Annotated in this window: 15 protein-coding genes; 8 read left to right on the top strand and 7 right to left on the bottom strand. The window is 44.8% G+C overall.

Annotated elements, in window-relative coordinates; translation table 11 throughout:
* Positions 1 to 465 precede the first annotated feature (465 nt).
* Complete coding sequence (locus DQQ10_RS08715; RefSeq protein WP_112746464.1) at positions 466 to 1,413, bottom strand: L-threonylcarbamoyladenylate synthase; 948 nt, start codon at positions 1,411 to 1,413, stop codon at positions 466 to 468.
* 224 nt (positions 1,414 to 1,637) lie between these two features.
* On the opposite strand from DQQ10_RS08715, the gene DQQ10_RS27905 reads away from it, so the two are divergent.
* Entirely contained in the window at positions 1,638 to 1,799 is a 162-nt protein-coding gene (locus DQQ10_RS27905) for a hypothetical protein (RefSeq protein WP_165823860.1), read from the top strand.
* A 134-nt stretch (positions 1,800 to 1,933) separates the two neighbouring features.
* Here the strand turns inward: DQQ10_RS27905 and DQQ10_RS08710 are convergent, their stop codons facing one another.
* The 6 genes from DQQ10_RS08710 to DQQ10_RS08685 all read right to left on the bottom strand — a co-directional run bounded on the left by DQQ10_RS08710 (position 1,934) and on the right by DQQ10_RS08685 (position 12,129).
* The gene (locus DQQ10_RS08710; RefSeq protein WP_112746463.1) at positions 1,934 to 2,482 is read right to left on the bottom strand and encodes an NUDIX hydrolase; all 549 of its coding nucleotides are present in this window, start codon (positions 2,480 to 2,482) and stop codon (positions 1,934 to 1,936) included.
* The gene (locus tag DQQ10_RS08705; RefSeq protein WP_262511763.1) at positions 2,479 to 2,886 is read right to left on the bottom strand and encodes a DUF5655 domain-containing protein; all 408 of its coding nucleotides are present in this window, start codon (positions 2,884 to 2,886) and stop codon (positions 2,479 to 2,481) included. The genes DQQ10_RS08710 and DQQ10_RS08705 overlap by 4 nt, the downstream gene beginning before the upstream one ends.
* 2 nt (positions 2,887 to 2,888) lie before the next feature.
* Positions 2,889 to 3,245, bottom strand: coding sequence for a prealbumin-like fold domain-containing protein (locus DQQ10_RS08700; RefSeq protein ID WP_245970333.1), 357 nt, complete (start codon positions 3,243 to 3,245; stop codon positions 2,889 to 2,891).
* Positions 3,246 to 3,358: 113 nt separating this feature from the next.
* Positions 3,359 to 4,993 carry a beta-N-acetylhexosaminidase gene (locus DQQ10_RS08695; protein ID WP_112746461.1) on the bottom strand — a complete coding sequence of 545 codons (1,635 nt, stop codon included), beginning with the start codon at positions 4,991 to 4,993 and terminating at the stop codon, positions 3,359 to 3,361.
* Positions 4,994 to 5,805: 812 nt separating this feature from the next.
* A complete protein-coding gene (locus DQQ10_RS08690; RefSeq protein WP_112746460.1) occupies positions 5,806 to 6,345 on the bottom strand; it encodes a hypothetical protein in 540 nt (179 codons plus the stop codon).
* A 369-nt stretch (positions 6,346 to 6,714) separates the two neighbouring features.
* Entirely contained in the window at positions 6,715 to 12,129 is a 5,415-nt protein-coding gene (locus tag DQQ10_RS08685; protein ID WP_112746459.1) for a T9SS type B sorting domain-containing protein, read from the bottom strand.
* A 212-nt stretch (positions 12,130 to 12,341) separates the two neighbouring features.
* Here DQQ10_RS08685 and DQQ10_RS08680 point away from each other — a divergent pair, with 212 nt between their 5' ends.
* The 7 genes from DQQ10_RS08680 (at position 12,342) to DQQ10_RS08650 (ending at position 19,694) form a co-directional block, all read left to right on the top strand.
* On the top strand, positions 12,342 to 13,388 hold the full coding sequence (locus DQQ10_RS08680) for a PorP/SprF family type IX secretion system membrane protein (RefSeq protein WP_245970332.1): 1,047 nt from the start codon (positions 12,342 to 12,344) through the stop codon (positions 13,386 to 13,388).
* A gap of 591 nt (positions 13,389 to 13,979) precedes the next feature.
* Positions 13,980 to 14,777, top strand: a complete 798-nt coding sequence (locus tag DQQ10_RS08675) for a GNAT family N-acetyltransferase (RefSeq protein WP_245970331.1) — start codon at positions 13,980 to 13,982, stop codon at positions 14,775 to 14,777.
* A 77-nt stretch (positions 14,778 to 14,854) separates the two neighbouring features.
* Positions 14,855 to 16,057 (top strand): argininosuccinate synthase, encoded by a 1,203-nt coding sequence (argG, locus tag DQQ10_RS08670; RefSeq protein WP_112746457.1) that lies wholly within the window; start codon positions 14,855 to 14,857, stop codon positions 16,055 to 16,057.
* A gap of 82 nt (positions 16,058 to 16,139) precedes the next feature.
* A complete protein-coding gene (gene argC / locus DQQ10_RS08665) occupies positions 16,140 to 17,117 on the top strand; it encodes an N-acetyl-gamma-glutamyl-phosphate reductase (protein ID WP_112746456.1) in 978 nt (325 codons plus the stop codon).
* A 104-nt stretch (positions 17,118 to 17,221) separates the two neighbouring features.
* A complete protein-coding gene (locus DQQ10_RS08660; protein WP_112746455.1) occupies positions 17,222 to 17,575 on the top strand; it encodes a four helix bundle protein in 354 nt (117 codons plus the stop codon).
* Positions 17,576 to 17,616: 41 nt separating this feature from the next.
* Positions 17,617 to 18,738, top strand: coding sequence for an aspartate aminotransferase family protein (locus DQQ10_RS08655; protein ID WP_112746454.1), 1,122 nt, complete (start codon positions 17,617 to 17,619; stop codon positions 18,736 to 18,738).
* A complete protein-coding gene (locus tag DQQ10_RS08650; protein ID WP_112746453.1) occupies positions 18,735 to 19,694 on the top strand; it encodes a Rossmann-fold NAD(P)-binding domain-containing protein in 960 nt (319 codons plus the stop codon). The genes DQQ10_RS08655 and DQQ10_RS08650 overlap by 4 nt, the downstream gene beginning before the upstream one ends.
* Positions 19,695 to 19,697 lie beyond the last annotated feature (3 nt).

The raw sequence follows: 19,697 nt of genomic DNA, 5'->3' as shown, positions 1-19,697 counted from the left end.
CAATATGAGAAATAATTGATAAGATGGCAACAAGGCAGAAAGCAAAAAAGCTGAGTTACTGATGTCCGGAGAAAATTTTTTTTAAACGATCCCAAAACCGGATCGCGCTTTACTCTTATCAGCTTTTTGAATGTTCTACTGAGCCGTCTGATTAGTCCGTGCATCGTCCTCTTCTTACTTTTCTTTTTGCTTCCCCAAATAGAAAAGTAACAAAAGAAAAAGGGGAAACTTATCCCGATAGCTATCGGGAGCTGCCCATCGCACATGCCGGAACTCCCCCGCGTTTAAGTTGTGCCACCGCGCGCACGCTCTATTAAAATTGATTTTTTAACAGCCCTTTTTGCCTATCAAAAACGATCGACTAGAAGTGCGGGTTATTTCCAAAACGAAAAATTCCCCGGACACTAGTAGCGGTTAGTAGTATGCAATCTTTTAACCTTAAACTTTTTACTTCGAACTTCTTCTCTAGTTTGCTGCCGCTCTGCGCAATCTGTCGTTGATAGCGCGACCAAGCCCGACGTCAGCAACAAATTCTGTCAGGATGCAATCGATCGGTAATTTATCAAGCTCTCGAAGCGCTGTAAATAAATGTTGAGCAGCTTGTTCGAGGCTACCTTCGGGTGAAAGTATGTATTGAAATTTTGTGTTGTAATTTTTTTGAAATGTCAGCAATGCGACGCGGTCAATAGGATATGACTGTCGTAGTGCGGCGATATCTCCGATGATCACTTTTTTTCGCGGCGCATAGTGACTCTTCAGTTGTCCTGGTGCCTTCGGGTTAGATGTAGAGAAAGCTTGAACATCGACTTTGCCGATTACGCTTTCGATTTTCTCTAAACTCAAACCGCCAAATCGATAGATGACAGGACGTTCATTTTCAAAGCCGACAATAGTAGATTCTAATCCAACAGGACAAGCACCGCCGTCAAGGATATAAGGGATCTTTTCACCCAATTGTTCAGCAACATGTTGTGCAGTTGTGGGGCTCACATAACCAAACGGATTTGCGCTCGGTGCTGCCAGCGGGAAGGGCAGTACTTCTAAGAGTCTTCGGGTTAGCGGGTGATCTGGACATCGAAGTCCTACAGTATCAAGGCCTGATGTTACGAGGTCAGGCACGAATGATTTTTTCTTAAAAAGAATGGTAAGCGGACCAGGCCAAAACTTTTCAGCGAGTAGGTGTGCTTGTTTAGGGATTTCGTCAGCATACTTGGAAACATGATCGAACGATGGCACGTGCACGATCAAAGGATCGAAGGAGGGGCGTTCTTTCACTTGAAAGATTTTGGCCGCCGCTGCCGGATCTAATGCATTACCAGCAAGTCCATACACCGTCTCTGTTGGAACAGCTACGAGGTCGCCTTTCAATAAGACTTCTTTTGCAAAATCGATGTCGCTTCCAATCATGGCCATAGTCGGCAAAGTTAGAGCTTAAAGCTTAAAGCGGAAAGCTCAAAGTTTTTAAAGAAAGGTTGTCCCCGTGGGCTTCCGTGGTCTAATCCGTTCCCTTTCTTAGCCCTTGATTCTGAGTTCGCTTATTTTTTTTTGTATGAAGTATGTTGATATTTGAGGGCTGAAGATTTCTTTAGAGCTCTTTTTTCAAGCATGAGGACGTCTCATCATAAAAAAAACTTACTATGAGTAACAAGACAAGAAACATCATTAAAGCCATCGCAGTAATACTCGTGCTTGTTGCGGTATTGATGCACCTTGGGTTTATTTCAATTTACTTTCTTTCATACTATAAATTCTGGCTTGCTGTTATAGCATTTGGTCTGATGCTATTGGCCAGTAAGTAACACCTCTTAAGATACGGTTCTTAAGGATCGTTTTCTTTTTGTAATACGAACACTTTTAGCAATTCGGTGTATAATCTACCTAATCGGTTTTAGTTGTGTACATCGTTACTTTTTGCAGCGGATCATGTTCATATTCAACTTCGCAAGTGACTGGTTTTTTCACGCATCCTAAAAAGCGAATTGTTGTCGGTGAATGACTCTAGTTTTTTCAGTGGAACCCATTGGAGATCATGACTTTCATCGGTAATGTCCAGCTTTTCGTTTTTGTCGGCAACGAAAACAAATCTAACATCATAATGATCATGTGCCTGAAATTGACTTCGCGCAGGAATGAGATGAACATCAATATCGAAGAGTAAGTCCGGGCTTAACGGGGTTAGTGTCTTCAAACCAGTTTCTTCCGTTGCTTCGCGCAGGGCAACTTGAAAGATATTCTCATCACCATCAGCATGACCTCCTGGTTGAAGCCAACGATTAAGTTTTGCATGCAGCGTAAGTAAAACATACTGCATGGAATCGTCGAGTATCCACGCCGACCCAGTCATGTGTCCAGGCAGAAAGTCGCGATGATAGCAACGATTGTGTTTTAGAAGGTCGAGGAATTGTTGCTTGTAATTCTGCTCTGTAGAATAGAGACTTTCATATTGTTGAATTGCTGCAATTAAAGCTGGTCTGGTTTTCATGATCCGGTAATGCTATAAGACTGAGAAATCCAATCGGCTACAAGGTCTGAAATATCATCGGCGGATTCAAACCGCGCAACATGTGTAACACGATGTCTTGAAGTCCGTCGTGAGTTGAAGATGGGGAAGTCTATGGAGGTGTCTGGCAGAAAAAACGTGATGTCAAGATATTTCTTTCTTGGTTTGATGGTTAAGAAAGTGCTTCGATGTTTGAGCATAATATAGTCTTTGATCGGGCTTTCTTGATAAGGCCCGATCTTTTTGACTATTCGTATAATTTTGTTGAACATCTTAACTACAGCCTCCGGCTGGCCTTCAAGCTGGGCTTGTGTAGTGGTGAGTTCGCAATGGTGTTTTTGGCCGGCGTTCCTGAATGAACGTTTACATGCAGGGCAAAGCCACACAGCTACTGAATAACAATGGTTACTTTATTAACACGGTTTGCTTCAAGCTTACCGGTCTGCTCACCGCCGCCAAAATTGTCTTTGTCGTCTTTTTGTGCAAGAACGAAATAAGAGATCGCTTTCAGTTCTTTAAATTTTACAATACCCTTTGCATCTGTTGTTCCTTCCGCAACCGGATTTTTTTCAGTCTTGTAGTCATCTTCGGTAGCATAAAGTTTTACTGTCGCGCCCTCTTCCGTATTGCCAAGGTCGTTTCTGATCGTGATGCTGATCTGCGTTTTGATTAATTGAAAAGCAGAAGCCATGCAAAGAAGCATTACAAATGTAGCGGCAAGAAATATTCTGGATGTCGTTTTCATAGTAGTTAATTAAACCAATCAAAAGTAGCGAACGCCGTGCCATTTTGCAATTGGTGTTGGTTATCCGTCGCCCAGGACTGCCGAACAACGGATAACCACCTTTTATGCAGATCTTATTTTTTGAACTCCTCCTTTACATGCTTCGCGTAATTTACCTTTTTAACGTCCAAACGCTTTAGGTGAATTTCCAGACGTTTTAAGAAGTCGTCGTAATTTCTAACTTCTTTTGCAGACCAAACGACTTCCGCCATAGCAACTGCGCGGGGATAAACCATATACTCTACATGGTCACTTGTCTTGATGTACTCTGTCCACACGTTGGCTTGCGCACCGAGAACATGCTTGGCCTCATCAGCGGAAAGTTGTGGAGGAACAGGTTCGTATTCATACACTTTTTTTACGGGAAGAAATCCGCCAATTGCCAATGGTTCATTTTTTGGATCTGCTTGGAATTTATCGAAGTAGCACCAATCGCCTGGTGTCATAATCACATCGTGTTTTTGTTTCGCTGCGGCAATGCCACCTTCTTCGCCACGCCAGCTCATCACAGTTGCATCCGGTGCCAATCCACCTTCCAAGATTTCATCCCATCCGATGATGCGACGACCTTTGCTGTTTAAATATTTTTCGATGCGTTGGATGAAATAGCTTTGCAATTCGTGTTCATCTTTTAGTCCTTCATCTTTCATTCGCTTCTGGCAATGCGGGCAAGCTTGCCATCTCGTCTTCGGACATTCGTCGCCACCAATGTGTATGTATTCACTTGGAAATAACGCGAGTGTTTCGTCAAGAACATTTTGGAGAAACGTAAATGTTTCTTCTTTTCCTGCACAAAATACTTCTGGAAATACACCCCATGTAGTTGCAGCCGCATAAGGTCCACCTGTACAACCAAGTTCACTATAGGCTGATAACGCTGCTTGTGCATGCCCTGGTAATTCAATTTCGGGAACAACGGTTACATAACGTTGTTTAGCGTATGCCACTACATCTTTAATTTCTTCCTGAGTGTAATAACCGCCATAACGTTGGCCATCGAAATTCTTGCCCGGATTTTTACTGCTTGCCTTTCCGATCACCGTCTCCTTACGATAGGCAGCAATTTCTTGAAGCTTTGGATACTGCTTGATTTCTATTCGCCATCCCTGATCTTCGGTAAGGTGCCAGTGGAAGCGATTGAATTTATGAAATGCCATCAAGTCAATAAATTTTTTTATGAACGCGACCGGATACATATGACGGCCTACGTCAAGGTGAATACCACGATAGCTAAAACGCGGTGCGTCGGTGATGGCTAACGCCGGAATACTCGTCGGATATTGCGACAGGATTTGTAAGAGTGTTTGTGTACCGTAGAAAACACCGGCACTTGTCGGCGCTGAAATCTCAACGCCGTTAGCGGATACGTTAAGTGCGTATGCGCCTTCTGTCGCTAAGTCCGCCGTTCGTTGGAGTGATAATTTAATGACGGTTTGATTTTTTACCGTTGATGTGTTGTTGTCAATAATCGTAACAGCTTTCTTAGTATCTGTAGAAGCAAAGTATTCTTTGATGAATGCAGCGATCTCTTTGCATTCGTCCGTGTTTGCCTGAAGGATAATTTCCTTGCCAAGCAATAAAGGTTTAGCGTCGGTGACTGTTACGGATGAGGGCTGCGGAATGATGGCCAGCCGCGTTTCTTTCTTTTGTTGTGCGAAGCCTACGAGTGCGATTGAGCAAAGTAGGAGTGTACAAAGTATTTTACGCATGGGATAGATTTGGATTAATGCTACGTATAGTTAGAGAAATGAAATCCAAAATTCAATTTACTTCTGAAGAATACTTGTAGAAAAAATGATGTGTTCGTGTGTGCTTCGAAATTCGAGACTGATTCATGGTAGCATTAATAATGTGCGTGTGTTTTTTCGATGAACGGGTTTTAGTCCTTATTCTTGAATCGTTAATCGTTAATCGTGTGAATGCCTTTCTGGAAAGGCAATAACGTTAGTAATTCGTTGGGGATAAACTAACTCGCACTTGTGCAGGCTAAGTAGATAGCAGAATTCATTTCGCCACAAAGGGCACGAGGAACACAAGGCGGTACTTCGGCATTCCCTTGTGAACGTTGTGTTCTTCGTGGCTAAACTTGTGCACGCTAAATAGAACCAGAATTCATTTCGCCACAAAGCGCACGAGGAACACGAGGGCGGTACTTCGGCATTCCCTTGTGAACGTTGTGTTCTTCGTGGCTAAACTTATGCACGCTAAGTAGATAGCAGAATTCATTTCGCCACAAAGCGCACGAGGAACACGAGGGCGAAACTTCGGCATTCCCTTGTGAACATTGTGTTCTTCGTGGCTAAACTTATGCACGCTAAGTAGATAGCAGAATTCATTTCGCCACAAGGAGCACGAGGAACACAAGGCGGGCACGTCGGCATTCCCTTGTGAACATTGTGTTCTTCGTGGCTTAACTTGTGCATGCTAAGTAGATAGCAGAATTCTTTTTGCCACAAGGAGCACTAGGAACACAAGGCGGTACTTCGGCATTCCCTTGTGAACGTTGTGTTCGTGGCATCCCTCATGAAAGAGGCAACGGATAGTCGATTACACTTCCTGTTCCATCGGTGATGATCAGCCGTAGCGAAGGTGGTAGTGGGATGTCTTTACGATGTTCGATAAGCCATTCGCGATGATGTTTGTTTGTTGTGATTGAATTTGTTGGTTCATCGGTCATGCCATTTTTCACCATTACGTTATCGATGGCAAATCCTTTTTTTCTTACCGTGTATAAAACTGTATTGCGATATATCGTTTTCTCAACCTTTGGTTTACGCATGAAGTCTGTCACGGCAGCGGTATACGCATTGGGAAGTTTTAATGCTTTTGCGCGCTGGATATAGTAAGCTTTCTTTTCGGGATCGAGTAGGATAGAACGAGCCCATGCGGACGCGCGTTTAAATTGAAGGCGTGTATTTCGTTGTGCCTCACTCTTGTTTGAATTGATCTGCTGTGGTAAAGCGCTGATAAAAGTTTTGCCACGCATCGTTCTAAAAACAAAATTACTCCCGAACTTGCCGCTGAGTCCATCTAAAAAACTTGATGGTAATACTGTTGCCATAACGCTGTAATTAATTATAATTATACTTTCCTAACCGAATTGATAAAGACAATTTGCACGACGGCAATGACAACGGCTGACACGCGCGTTGTACACACCATCACCTGACTCAAATCCGCTTATTTCTCGGCCCGTTGTCCAGTCTAACTCCACCCTACGTCCAGGCTGCATCCACACAAGCTTTTACCAAGGCAAGGTAACCGTATGTAACGATCGTCGTTGTAGCTCTCTGTTTGTTACTTTTCTATTCAGAGCGAAGCAAACGGAAGGTGATGGTGTGCAGATAAATTAAAATCGTGATCACGTGATGCAAAAAAAAAGACGGCCTCAAAAGTTGAGACCGTCTGCAATCTAAATTCGTTTGGCTTATTATCGAACAAGTACAACGCTGCCTCGTTGTTCTTGAACGCCTTGTTCGGGACGATATCTACTCTTGTATCGTACCACATACGCATAGGTGCCTGCGGGGACAAGTTGTGCGATATTGTTTTTATATCCACCATTCCATCTGAAGTCACGATCTGTCGATGCATAGATCATTTCGCCCCAGCGATTGAAAATGTAAATCGAGAAGTCTTCATCCTCAATAAAGAGTGAGTATAATCTAAACGACTGGTTCACGAAGTCGCCGCCTTCTTGAACCGTACTACTAGGTCTGAATGCGGTAGGTCCTGTCACGAGGGGTTCACATTCTTCAATGATTTCAATTTGGTCCACGATATTACAATTTCGAGAGTCCAACAATTCGACGAGATACGTTCCAGTGGCCGTGGCTTGATAAGTCTGGCTACCGGTCGTTCCCGGTATTGGTGTGCGTACGTCATCAACAACAGTATACCAAGTGTAATCTGTGTATCCAGTGCCTGGGTCGAGAAGAATTGTTCTTACGTTGGCAGGTGCCTGCGGGAAAGGACAGATATAGCCGCGATCGCTAAGATCTCCAGCGTTTGTAGGAATCAACGACGGCGCGTCTTCATCAGAACGCTTGCAACCACGCGAATCGGTCACTTCTACAATGTAAAGTCCAGCTTGGGAACCTACGGCTTGATCTGTCGTGCTAATCGGTGTGCCATTGTTGTTGTTCAAGAACCAGCGGTATGTAAATCCAGGATCTGCAATACTTGTTTGTGCTTCTAAGATGAATAAGCTGTTTTCGCACGGTGGATTCGAAGGATAGGTGATCGTGACCGTGAATGGAATTGAAGGGACTACACTGCGCACAGGTGACGTGTCGTCGCAACCAGTTGTCACATCAAATACGAACAGTTCAATATTGCCATTGGTGATTGATGGCGGCAACGCGAGTTGTGCACCGTTGCCGATATTACTACCACCGTCGCGCCATACATATGAGTAGTTTGTACTTGCTGGCGTTGTTGTTGAATTTAATACGACCGGGTTATCACAAACGTTGAAATCAAAATCGGCATTGATTGGCGTCGGATTTACGATTTGCGTGATCGTTACAGGACATTGTGCGTTGGTTGGATCGGAAATCTTAACGCCAATGGTTCCCGCTGCCGTTATGTTTACGGTTTGGCCAGTCGTTGCTGATGTAGGCCCAGTCCATTCATACGTCATGCCGCCCGGATTCGCCGTGGCGGTTGCTGGCGTACTACAAACATCAGGCACCAACGCGGCATTTGCTACAAGCGGTTTTTGTCCTAGGGTCAGTGGCGCTCCGGCAGAACATCCATTAATATTAATATTGATTGTATAATTACCTGGAGCGAGTTGAATTGGCAACGGCGTTGAAGCGCCATTGGCTTGTCCTGGCGTTGCTTGCCCTGTAAGGGTGTTTGTAATAATATACGTTGCATCAAACGGCCCCGGAAGCGGTGTGACACCATCGGATTGCGTTAATGCTACGTCTACAATTTCTGGATCGCAAATCAATTGGTTCACAGGTGTGACCATGAATGCACTTGTACTGATTGTAACGGCTGCACCACCGACGCAGGTTGTCAATTGATCTGTAAGCGTAACAGTATATGTGCCCGCCGCGAGACCAGTGACGGATGTGTTGAACACCGGCGGTACAGTAACGTTCGTGCCGCTTCCAACAATGGCGCCGGTACCATCGGTGATGATGTATTGCAAAGTCGACGTGCCGGCTGGAGGCGGTGTAATACTCAAGTCAATTTGTCCGGCATTAGAAAGACACGCGATTGGTCCTGGAGTGGTTAACACCGCTTGTGGCGTTCTGTTAACGGTATACGATATTGTATCTGAAGTCGTACATCCGGAATTTGGTTCATTGATGACTACGATGTAGGTATTCGTTCCTGGAGAACTGATATCCACATTTTGTGTTGGCGACGTGTTTGCCGTAATGCCTCCGTTGACATACCATTGGTGTGATACGGAAGGAGCGTAGAATGTATTTAATGTTGTGTTTACTGTTCCTGAACATGTCGTTACATCGGGCCCAAAATCAACCTGGCGGGTTCCGGGTAATACTTCAATTTCTGCATTGGTGCTACACCCTGTAATGGTACTGGTAATATTTACTGAGTACCTACCAATGCGGCTTACAGAAAGTAAACTTGTGGTTTGCCCTGTTGACCATAGATATGTGAGACCAGGTTCAGGTCGAGGATTGGCATTCAACACCAGCGGTGGTGTACACAGGGTCTGTGGCGTAGTAGGCGCTTGTGGTGGTTCTACGATCGTGAAGTTTTGTGTGAATACAGCAACAACGCCTTTACAACGATTGGTAATTTCCAAGCGCACAGTATGTGGGCCGAGAGAAAGTTCCCGCCTGATTTCTGTATTTCTAGAACTCTTAGTTCCGTAGACGACACCGTCGATGAACCATTCTAGCTCATCGATATTATCTCCACCGGTTCCTGTGAAAATAGTTTCTTCGCCGAAACAGAATCCGGCAACATTCATCGATGGTGTAGATGGCTGATCCATCAGGTTCTGTACAAAATTAGGGAGTCCTAGTTTACTGAATGTTCCCCCAGCCAATGGCTGACCATTCAGGTTCAATGTCGATATCACTCTGATGTCTCCACTCAATTGAATGGTACCCACGAAGCCGTTGGGTGTACCAGGTGTTTCATAGGCGACATATATTTGTCCATTGGGACCGACTTGCAGCGCGCCAAGTTTGACGCCATTTAAAGGCTTGTCGGATTGTTTATCTGTATTGGGTGCAGGAGGAACAACAGGAACAACTTCCGTTGCTATTCTGGTTGTTGCATCGATCGCAAACTCATACAGAAACGAAGGTGTTCCGGGCGCTGTCGAACTCAACGACGCGAACATGCGATCACCGGCGAACTCGATGCCATATACTTGCGCATTCATTTCATTCTTGAGTGCTACCTGACGGAAGTTGCTAATAATACCTGTGCTGTCCGCGAAGTCAAACATCTCGATGTGATGCGTTGGTGGCGTAGAAAGTGCTACCGCTAAAATATTGTTCGGTGATAACTTCATGTAGCCTTGACCTGCTTGTGCCACTGCTGTAGTGTGATCGGAACCGATGCCAGAGGTTACGGGATTTCCGATACCTTGTGTTGAGATCGGATAAGCACGGAATGCATTGTTTCCAAATTCGTGCGCAATTAGCCAGCCCGATGCAGAGGCAGTAATACGCTCTGTGCTGCGACGGAAAAGAACACCTTGGGATACAACCTGGCCGATGGTGCCTTTCTTACGATCGAACAATGCATATCGCAATTCGTAAGCACCTGTAACGTCGTAAACTTGCCGTGTTGTAAAGATGTAGTAAAGGGTTTCATCTCCGCGCACGGGAACAATCAATGCTGACTGTGATGAGCCGGGATCTCCACCAAGGTCTACAGGAGTACCTGCCGTGGTGGTTATTTCTTGGAATGCAGGACCAGGTCCCCACAGTTTTTGTCCGTCGGTGAAGATTACCACTTTACCGTTGCGATCCGATACCGTTGCAGTTCCTTCGGGAGCATCCATGACGGGATTGGATATTGGCAATACTGGGTTCGGTGGACGTGGATTAAAATCAAGTCCAGCGTTGTCTCCGAAGTACCACATGTTCGCCCTCGGATCTGGAATTTCATATTCTTTAATATTGACACCGCGATACACTTCGCATCCATTCAGCTCGGCGATGATGTAATAGTAGCCGGCAATCTGAGGAGCCAACACTGCAGACGACCCTGAACCTGTCGATACTTGTCCGTTTGGGCCATACCATGTCCACCGTGTAGGTTCTTGGCTAAATTCCGGAATCAGTTGAAATTGAGGAGAGCATGGTGCGGGTGGTGGCGCCGGCGGATCAAATTGTTTTGAGAGCGGAAGTTCGCACGAACAAGCTGTGGTGTCGCTCGGAATGTCGTTAATCTGAAGTTGATTGTCTGTAATCGTTATTGGCGTGCCAGGGAAGGTCTGTGACTGCGTTCCGACGTGTACAGTCATTGTTGGTGTGAAAGTGCCCGCGTCTGTGTAGGTGTAAATCGGATTCCAACTGGCAAGAGGCGCGGAGTTGTCACCAAAATTCCAGACAAGACTATCAGCATCGGGTGTAACGTTTGCAGGTGTGAACGTAGTTGGTGCATTTGCGCATGTACCACTTGATGTGAAAGATCCTGTGATGACGAATTGGTCTGACAACGCGAAATTTGGAAATTGTCTACCACCAAAGTCACCAGGAAAAGCGGATGCATCGTACGTCTGCGGATTTGTAACATCATCAAAACCAGTTAATGCGCCGAGTAAGAAAGGGCCGCCCACAGTCTGTTGGTATAGATGATAAATCACGCTGTCGGGTGCCATCTGCAAACCATAACTTCTTGCGGGGGCATTGGTAATCACCGATGTTGATGGGTTTGTGGGAACTTTGATATCGAACCGGACAATATCCGCAGTTACGGCAGGGGCAGTTTGTCCATGATATGATACGTAAAGATATTTTCCAGAATTGCTGAATTCAGTATCGAAGATTGCTTCTGTTGTAGCGCTGCTTACAGATGAATTCGGAATTATTTGAGAGGTTAAGAAAGGCGCCGTTTCGGTGAATGTTAACACCTCTACATTACGGTTTGCTTCTTTTGGTGCTACGGCAATTTTTTTTGTTGGTGCGTAGTAAGAGAAGTTTGCTGCATTTTGAATGAGGCCTTCGACTAAAGGTGTCGATGGATCGTCGGCAGTTACGGTATTTAAAACGAAACCGGTGGCCGTGATTTCCATGACGAGGTACTGGGATGTGCCCTGCTGATGTGCGATGAGCCAGAAATTAGTGTTATTCGAATGCGGTATGATAATCATGGCTTCCGAAAGCGCAGGTGATCCTGCAACAGGTTGGTTCGCGGAGGTTACGTTACCTAGCTTTGGGGCGGGCGCTACTGCGTTACCAAACTGATCCATGTCAACAGTGGTCACTTCCAAAAGTCGCGTGCCCGGGTTGCGGGTGAATACATAATATTGAAAGGGTTGCCCTGGTACTTTACAAAGAGCGACGGGTTGATTTTCAGTAGGGGTTCCGTTGGGTGAACCGCCTGGCATGGGCTGATGGGTGGCGTCGTAGATATTATCGCCGTCAGTATAGAACAGCAACGTTCCATTGAGCGGATCTGTTGCCACACCACTACCACCTTGTCCGAAGGTAGGGTTTTGATTCGTTACCACACTGGCCGATTGATCTGCAAGATGGAAACGCAGATCGCGCTGGGCGGTGCCGAAATACCATTGATGGTTGAAATAGCCTTGTGCCAACAAACCTGTTGGAATCAAGATTGCCATGGATGCCATCAACAAAGAAATGCGAAACGTATTGACCGTAAATTTTTTGAACATAGTGGACTTAATCTGTATCAACTTACTTGCTCGTACTAAAACCTTCAATTGTAAAACGCTCAAGGACCCCTAAAGTATACAATTTGGCATAAAATTACGTTAATCGTATAACGTCACCTGTCATCGTCTGCTTCGCTTTTTATGCGGATGAATTGCCAGATAACGAATAACTTTTTATTAATTTGCCCTGATTGCTTAATTCAATGTATAACGTGAAGCAGAAATTTTTACTGGTACTGTTCTTATTAATGCTGTTGGTGGAAGGTGCGGTAACTGCCCAGGACCCTCAATTTTCTCAATTTTACGCGGCACCATTGTATCTGAATCCTGCGCTGACAGGTGCAACAGGACAGGCGCGTGCTGGGTTGAATTATCGAAATCAATGGCCGGCTATCGATGCAAACTTCCGTACATTCTCAGCTTACTTCGATTATTTTATTGAGGATAAAAACAGCGGTATCGGTGCGATCATCACCAATGACTCAGAAGGGCTTGCAGGCTTGCGCTCTTTGAGCCTTGGCCTTCAATATTCCTATGAACTTCAGATCAATGATTACCTGGGCTTTCGGCCCGGAGTACAAGTAGCAATTTTTAATCGCGACATCAATTTTGGCAAGCTTACTTTTGGGGATCAGTTTGACCAACAAACTGGCGAATTGATTGATACACGAACTGCAGAGAGTTTTAATACGACCTCGGCCAAAACTTTTGTTGACCTTTCTTTTGGCGGCGTGCTCTTCACGAGGAATGCATGGCTCGGTGTTTCAGCATGGCATCTCACGCGGCCAAATCAGAGTCTTATCGGCGAAGACAGCCCACTTCCGATTAAATATTCATTGCACGGCGGATTTAAATTCAAGATGAAGCCCGGTGTAAAAGGGCAAGCCGGACAGATGCGTAATTCAGAACGTAGTATCTCGCCAGCGTTTCAATTTCGCCACCAAGGGAAATTTGACCAGCTAGATCTCGGGTTGTACTTCACATTTGAGCCCATCGTATTGGGTACATGGTATCGCGGGGTGCCCTTTAAAAGTCTCGAGGGAATCGGAAACAACGAATCGATTGTGTTGCTGTTAGGCTTCACGCAACTTGGCGCGAAAGACGCCATCAATATTGGTTATAGTTTTGACTACACCATCTCGAAGTTGGGCATCGGTAGTGGCGGCGCCCACGAGTTTAGTCTTGTTTACACTTGGCCTATGCGCAACCCGCGCAAACCACCGAAGGATAAATTGGTTATTCCTTGTCCTGACTTTTAGTTCACGGTTCATGGTTTACGGTTAACGGTTAACGGTTCACGGTTAACTGTTCACGGTTAACTGTTCACGGTTCAAGGTTATCTGTTAACTGTCAACTGTGAACTGTCATCTGTGAACTGTCATCTGTGAACTGTCATCTGTGAACTGTCAACTGGGAAACTTCATCTGTGAACTGTCATCTGTGAACTGTGCTTGACAACTAACGAAAGTTAGTAGTGGAAAAAATATTTTTAACTTCTTGCCTGCAAAGTTTGCCTTTTACCAAACTTTATCGTTTAATTTTGCATTATAAAAATAAACTAAAAACTGAATGGGTTTCATCTAACGTTTTACCTTAAACACTAAGAAAGAAATTGAAAACATTGTTCACCATATTCCAAGTAGCTAAGGCTGCTTTCCACTCCAGCAGAACTGCTCAGTTCTTCTTCATGGCCTGTCCGGTGACCAGGCGACCCCGACCCGTACGCTTCGCGCGTATCTGATACCCACATCACAACCATGTTGTTGCTAACGTGATGTCTAGGACATTGCGTCTTTGTGCTTTTTGGCACAGGTGTTTTCAATAATCAACAATATATTCTGACTTAAACATTGGAAAATCATAACCTCATTGTCAGACTGGCAACAGTCGACGATTCACATTACGCTGAAACCATCGTTACAGAGATGGCTGAATCAGCAAAAGCGCGTGGCACTGGTATCGCCAAGCGTTCTCCTGACTACATTGTCAAAAAAATGGAGGAGGGCAAGGCGATTATTGCCGTTACCGCTGACGGTACTTGGGTAGGATTCTGTTACATCGAAGCGTGGCAGCACGAAAAATATGTGGCGAATTCTGGTCTTATCGTGTCACCAGCTTTTCGCAAGACGGGTGTTGCTACGGAAATCAAAAGAAAAACTTTTGCGCTTTCACGCGAGAAATATCCGCACGCTAAAATATTTGGACTAACGACGGGCTTGGCCGTAATGAAGATCAATTCTGATCTCGGCTATGAACCTGTAACATATTCGGAACTTACCAGTGATGACGAATTCTGGAAAGGCTGTCAAAGCTGTGTGAACTACGAAATACTCATGAGCAAGCAGCGCAAAAACTGCATGTGCACAGGTATGTTGTTCGACCCTGTAGAGGCTGAAGCGAAACTGAAGGCTGCTCAGGAGCGCGAAGCTGCTGCTGCCAAACTTCAGCCGGCGAAAAATGAAACCGTTGTTACGCCAGAAGGTGAACTTGTTACGTCGCACCGCCATCGTGAGTTTAAAAACAACTTTGGTTTGTTCGAACGTTGGGTTCGCTTCAAACAATTCGTGCTCCTGAAATCCCGCAAAAAAGATGATGGAAGCGATCAGTCTGAAAAGAAAAAATCATTATTAAGCATATTCTTCTGGTAAGCTAAGGCCTTGCCCTTTTTCAATGCGAAAAAGAAATTCCCTGAAAAGGGCAGGGGCGAAGCATGTAAACAACAATCATGAAAAAGAAAGTATTACTGGCATTCAGCGGAGGACTCGACACCTCGTATTGTGTTAAATATCTTGGCGAAGAAAAGGGCTATGAAGTCCATACCATTACGATTAATACGGGTGGCTTCGATGCGCAAGAGATTGCTGAAATCGAGAAGCGTGCAAAAAATCTCGGCGTCGCTTCTCACAAGACTGTCGATGAAACCAAGAATTACTATGATAAGGTAATCCGCTACCTCATCTACGGTAATATTCTAAAAAATAATACATATCCCTTGAGCGTAAGTGCAGAACGTATGTCGCAAGCATTAGCGACGGCGATCTATGCGCGTGAAATTAAAGCCGATGCTGTAGCGCACGGAAGTACAGGAGCAGGAAATGATCAAGTGCGTTTCGACATGATCTTGAACATCCTCGCACCTGGTGTTGAAATTATTACGCCCATCCGTGAACTCAAACTTTCTCGCGAAGAAGAAATCAGCTACCTCAAATCAAAAGGTGTTGACATGAACTTTGAGAAGGCGATGTATTCTGTAAATAAAGGTATTTGGGGTACATCTGTCGGCGGAAAAGAAACATTGAAGTCGCTTGGAATGCTGCCTGAAGAAGCGTGGCCTACGCAAGTGACGAAGAAGGATTCTGAAGAAGTGAAACTTACTTTCGTGAAAGGTGAACTCACGAAGATCAACGATAAAGCATTTGCGCATCCGACGGAAGCGATTCAACATCTGCAATCGCTCGCCGGACCTTACGGTATTGGAAGAGACATTCACGTCGGCGATACGATCATCGGTATCAAGGGGCGCGTTGGTTTTGAAGCGGCAGCACCAATGGTGATCATCAAAGCGCACCATGCACTCGAAAAGCATGTGCTCACCAAATGGCAACTGAGCTGGAAAGATCAATTGTCGCAGTTTTATGGAAACTGGTTGCACGAAGGTCAATACCTCGATCCTGTGATGCGCGATATGGAAGCATTCCTAACAAAATCACAAGATAATGTCACCGGCGATGTGCACGTTCAATTGTTTCCTTATCGTTTCCAGGTGATGGGAATTCACAGCGAGTTTGATTTAATGTCTTCGAAATTCGGTAAGTACGGAGAGATGAACCTTGGCTGGACTGGCGACGATGTAAAAGGGTTCACGAAGATTTTCGGTAACCAAACGGTGATCTATCATCAAGTGACTGAAAGCGCGAAGAAAGGATAACCGACACGCGAAACCATTTACTATTTATTACAAGTGACTGCGGAATGCAGTAGTTCCGCCTTTACCATTTCTCATTCTTATCATGTCCAATAAAATTAAAGTAGGTATTATCGGCGGTGCAGGATACACCGGTGGTGAAACGATCAGACTTCTTATCAATCACCCACAGGTCGAGCTTGTATTCGTTCACAGTCGCAGCAATGCGGGTAATCCACTATATGAAGCGCACCCTGATCTTGAAGGTGACACAGATCTGAAGTTCACAGACTCATTACAACACAAGGTGGATGTGATCTTCCTTTGCTTAGGTCATGGTGAGAGTAAAAAATTTCTGCAAGACAACCCGATCGATGCGTCTATAAGCGTGATCGATCTAAGCCAAGATTTTCGTTTGGGAGAATCCCTTCCCGGTCGTGAATTTGTATACGGCTTGCCTGAACTCAACCGAGAAGCGATCAAGAAATCGAAGAACGTGGCGAATCCAGGGTGCTTTGCTACCGCGATTCAGTTGGGGCTTCTTCCACTCGCAAAGTCGAATGCATTGAAAGAAGTATTTGCAACGGGTATTACCGGTTCGACAGGAGCGGGTCAGAAACTTCAAGATACAACACACTTTACCTGGAGAGCGAATAATATCTCAGCATACAAAACACTTACACATCAGCACCTGAAAGAGATCAACAGATCGTTGAAACAACTTCAGCCTGCGTTTGCAGCGCCCATTAATTTCATCCCATGGAGAGGAGATTTTACGCGCGGAATTTTTGTGAGTAGCGTCATTACAACCGATCGCTCATTGGAAGAACTTAAAAAACTATATCAAGATTTCTATGCGGGACATCCTTTTGCTGTTGTCACCGACGGTACAGTAGACTTGAAACAGGTAGTCAATACAAACAAGTGTCTAATAGGTTTAGAGAAGGAAGGCGATAAAGTAGTCGTTCACACAGCGATCGATAATCTTTTGAAAGGCGCATCGGGGCAAGCAGTACAGAATATGAATTTGATGTTCGGGTTGGAGGAGACGACGGGGGTAAGGCTTAAGAGTATTGTCTTCTAGAGCTTAAAGCAGAAAGCAAGGTATTGCATAGGTTAGAGTTGAAAGTTGAAAGTTTAAAGTTGAGGTTAAGTGATATTTCATTGTGATTTTAAAACCGTTGTATTATGCAAGATTATCGAAAACTCGTTGTGTGGCAGAAAGCTCACAAATTGGTATTGCTCATCTATCAGATAACGCGCTCCTTCCCAAAGGAGGAGCGATTTAACCTGACATCACAAGTAAGACGATCAACGACATCTATTCCGACAAATATTGTCGAGGGGTGTGGAAAGTATACTCAATCAGACTTTGCTAATTATTTGCAAGTTGCATTGGGTTCAACTCAGGAGACTGAATACCTCTGTTTTCTGTCGCGTGAACTAGAATATGTGGATGATAAGAAATATAAAATTGTGTCTCAAGATATCGGTGCAGTCAAAGCGATGCTGATCTCCTTGATTCAAAAATTAAGAAACTAAAAACTTTAAACTTTTAACTTTCAACTTTGAACTCTATAAAAATGAAGTTGTTCGACGTATACCCCCTCTTCGACATTACTCCTGTAAAAGCAGAAGCTTCGTGGCTTTGGGATGACAAAGGGCAAAAATATTTAGACCTCTACGGTGGCCACGCGGTTATTTCGATTGGTCATTCTCATCCACATTATGTGAAGACGCTGAATCAGCAGCTCAGCAATATTGCATTCTATTCAAATAGTGTAAAAAATCCATTGCAAGAAAAACTTGCTGAGAAGCTTGGTCAGTTGTCGGGCTACCCGGATTACCAACTTTTTCTTTGTAACAGTGGTGCGGAGGCAAATGAGAATGCACTGAAGCTCGCATCGTTTGTAACAGGTAGAAAGAAAATCGTTGCCTTCAAGAAAGCATTTCACGGAAGAACATCCGGCGCTGTTGCCGCCACGGATAATCCAAAGATCGTGGCGCCTTTTAATGCAGGACACCAGATCGTGTTCGTTCCCATGAATGACGAAGCAGCGTTCGATGCTGTGATGGACAATCAAGTGGCAGCGGTGATCATCGAGGGGATCCAAGGCGTAGGTGGAATACAATTGCCAACCAACGCGTTTCTGCAGCATTTGGAGAAAACATGTAAAGCATTCGGTGCGCTATTGATACTCGATGAAATTCAAAGTGGCTACGGTAGAACCGGTAAGTTCTTTGCGCATCAATTTTCGGGCGTGAAACCTGATTTGATCACGATGGCTAAAGGTATGGGTAATGGCTTCCCGATCGGTGGCGTACTCATTGAAGGCAGCATCAAACCATGGAGTGGAATGTTAGGAACTACTTTCGGTGGTAACTATCTTGCTGCTGCAGCGGGTTTGGCAGTACTTGAAGTGATGGAAAATGAACAGCTGTTGAATAACGCTGCAACGATAGGTTCGTATTTGATCGCCGAGCTGAAGAAAATTAAATCAATCACGGATGTTAGAGGCGAAGGCCTGATGATCGGATTTGATTTGCCTGAAGAAAAGAAAAGTGTTCGCAATGATCTTTTGTTCAAGCATCACATTTTTACCGGCGAAGCCAAGCCGAATACTATTCGACTGTTGCCTTCGTTGGCAATGACACGTAAGGAAGCTGACCTTTTGTTGAACGCATTGAAAGAAGAATTAGCATGAGAAATTTTATTTCCGTAGAAGACGTACAAGATATCAATGGCCTTGTAAGAAAGGCACTTGATTTCAAAGCAGATCCCTTGAAGAATAAACAAGCCGGCGCAGGTAAACGCATCGGTTTGATCTTTTTGAATCCAAGTATGCGTACGCGTTTGAGTACACAAGTTGCCGCGGCCAACCTTGGTATGGAGGCAATCGTCTTCAACGTTGGTCAAGATGGATGGACGCTCGAGTTTGAAGAAGAGGCCATCATGAGTGGAAACACGGTGGAGCACGTGAAAGACGCGGCACCGATTTTAGGAAACTATTTCGACATCTTGGCGATTCGCACATTCCCATCGCTTCAAAATAAAGCCGATGACTACAGCGAGTTATACATTAAGCAATTCATCAAATACGCTGGCATTCCCGTGTTAAGTTTAGAGAGTGCAACGTTACATCCATTGCAGAGTCTAACCGACATACTCACGATCCAAGAGCATTTCAAAGAGAAGCGCCGACCCAAAATTGTGTTGACCTGGGCGCCGCATGTGAAAGCGCTGCCACAGTGCGTTGGTAATAGTTTTTCGCAGTGGGTGAACGCTTGGGGCGAAGCTGATTTTGTGATTACGCATCCGGAGGATTACGAACTCGACAAGCAATTTACGCAAGGTGCCTCGATCACACATGATCAGGACTATGCGTTACGTGATGCAGACTTTGTATACGTCAAGAACTGGAGCACTTATAATGACTACGGCAGAATCTATTGCAATGATCCGGCATGGATGCTTACCAATGAGAAGCTGCTGAAAACGAATCATGCGAAAGTAATGCATTGCCTTCCTGTTAGAAGAAACGTAGAGCTTAGCGATGAAATTCTTGACGGCGCAAACAGTATTGTAACACAACAAGCTTCCAATAGAGTTTGGGCAGCACAAGCGGTGTTGAGTGAACTTCTAAAAAATACCAAAGGATAATAC

The organism is Pseudochryseolinea flava (assembly GCF_003286915.1).
In the GTDB taxonomy this organism is placed as follows: domain Bacteria; phylum Bacteroidota; class Bacteroidia; order Cytophagales; family Cyclobacteriaceae; genus Ohtaekwangia; species Ohtaekwangia flava.
Note: the sequence above shows the minus strand (reverse complement) of the source record. Positions and strands in the feature narration are given on the sequence as shown.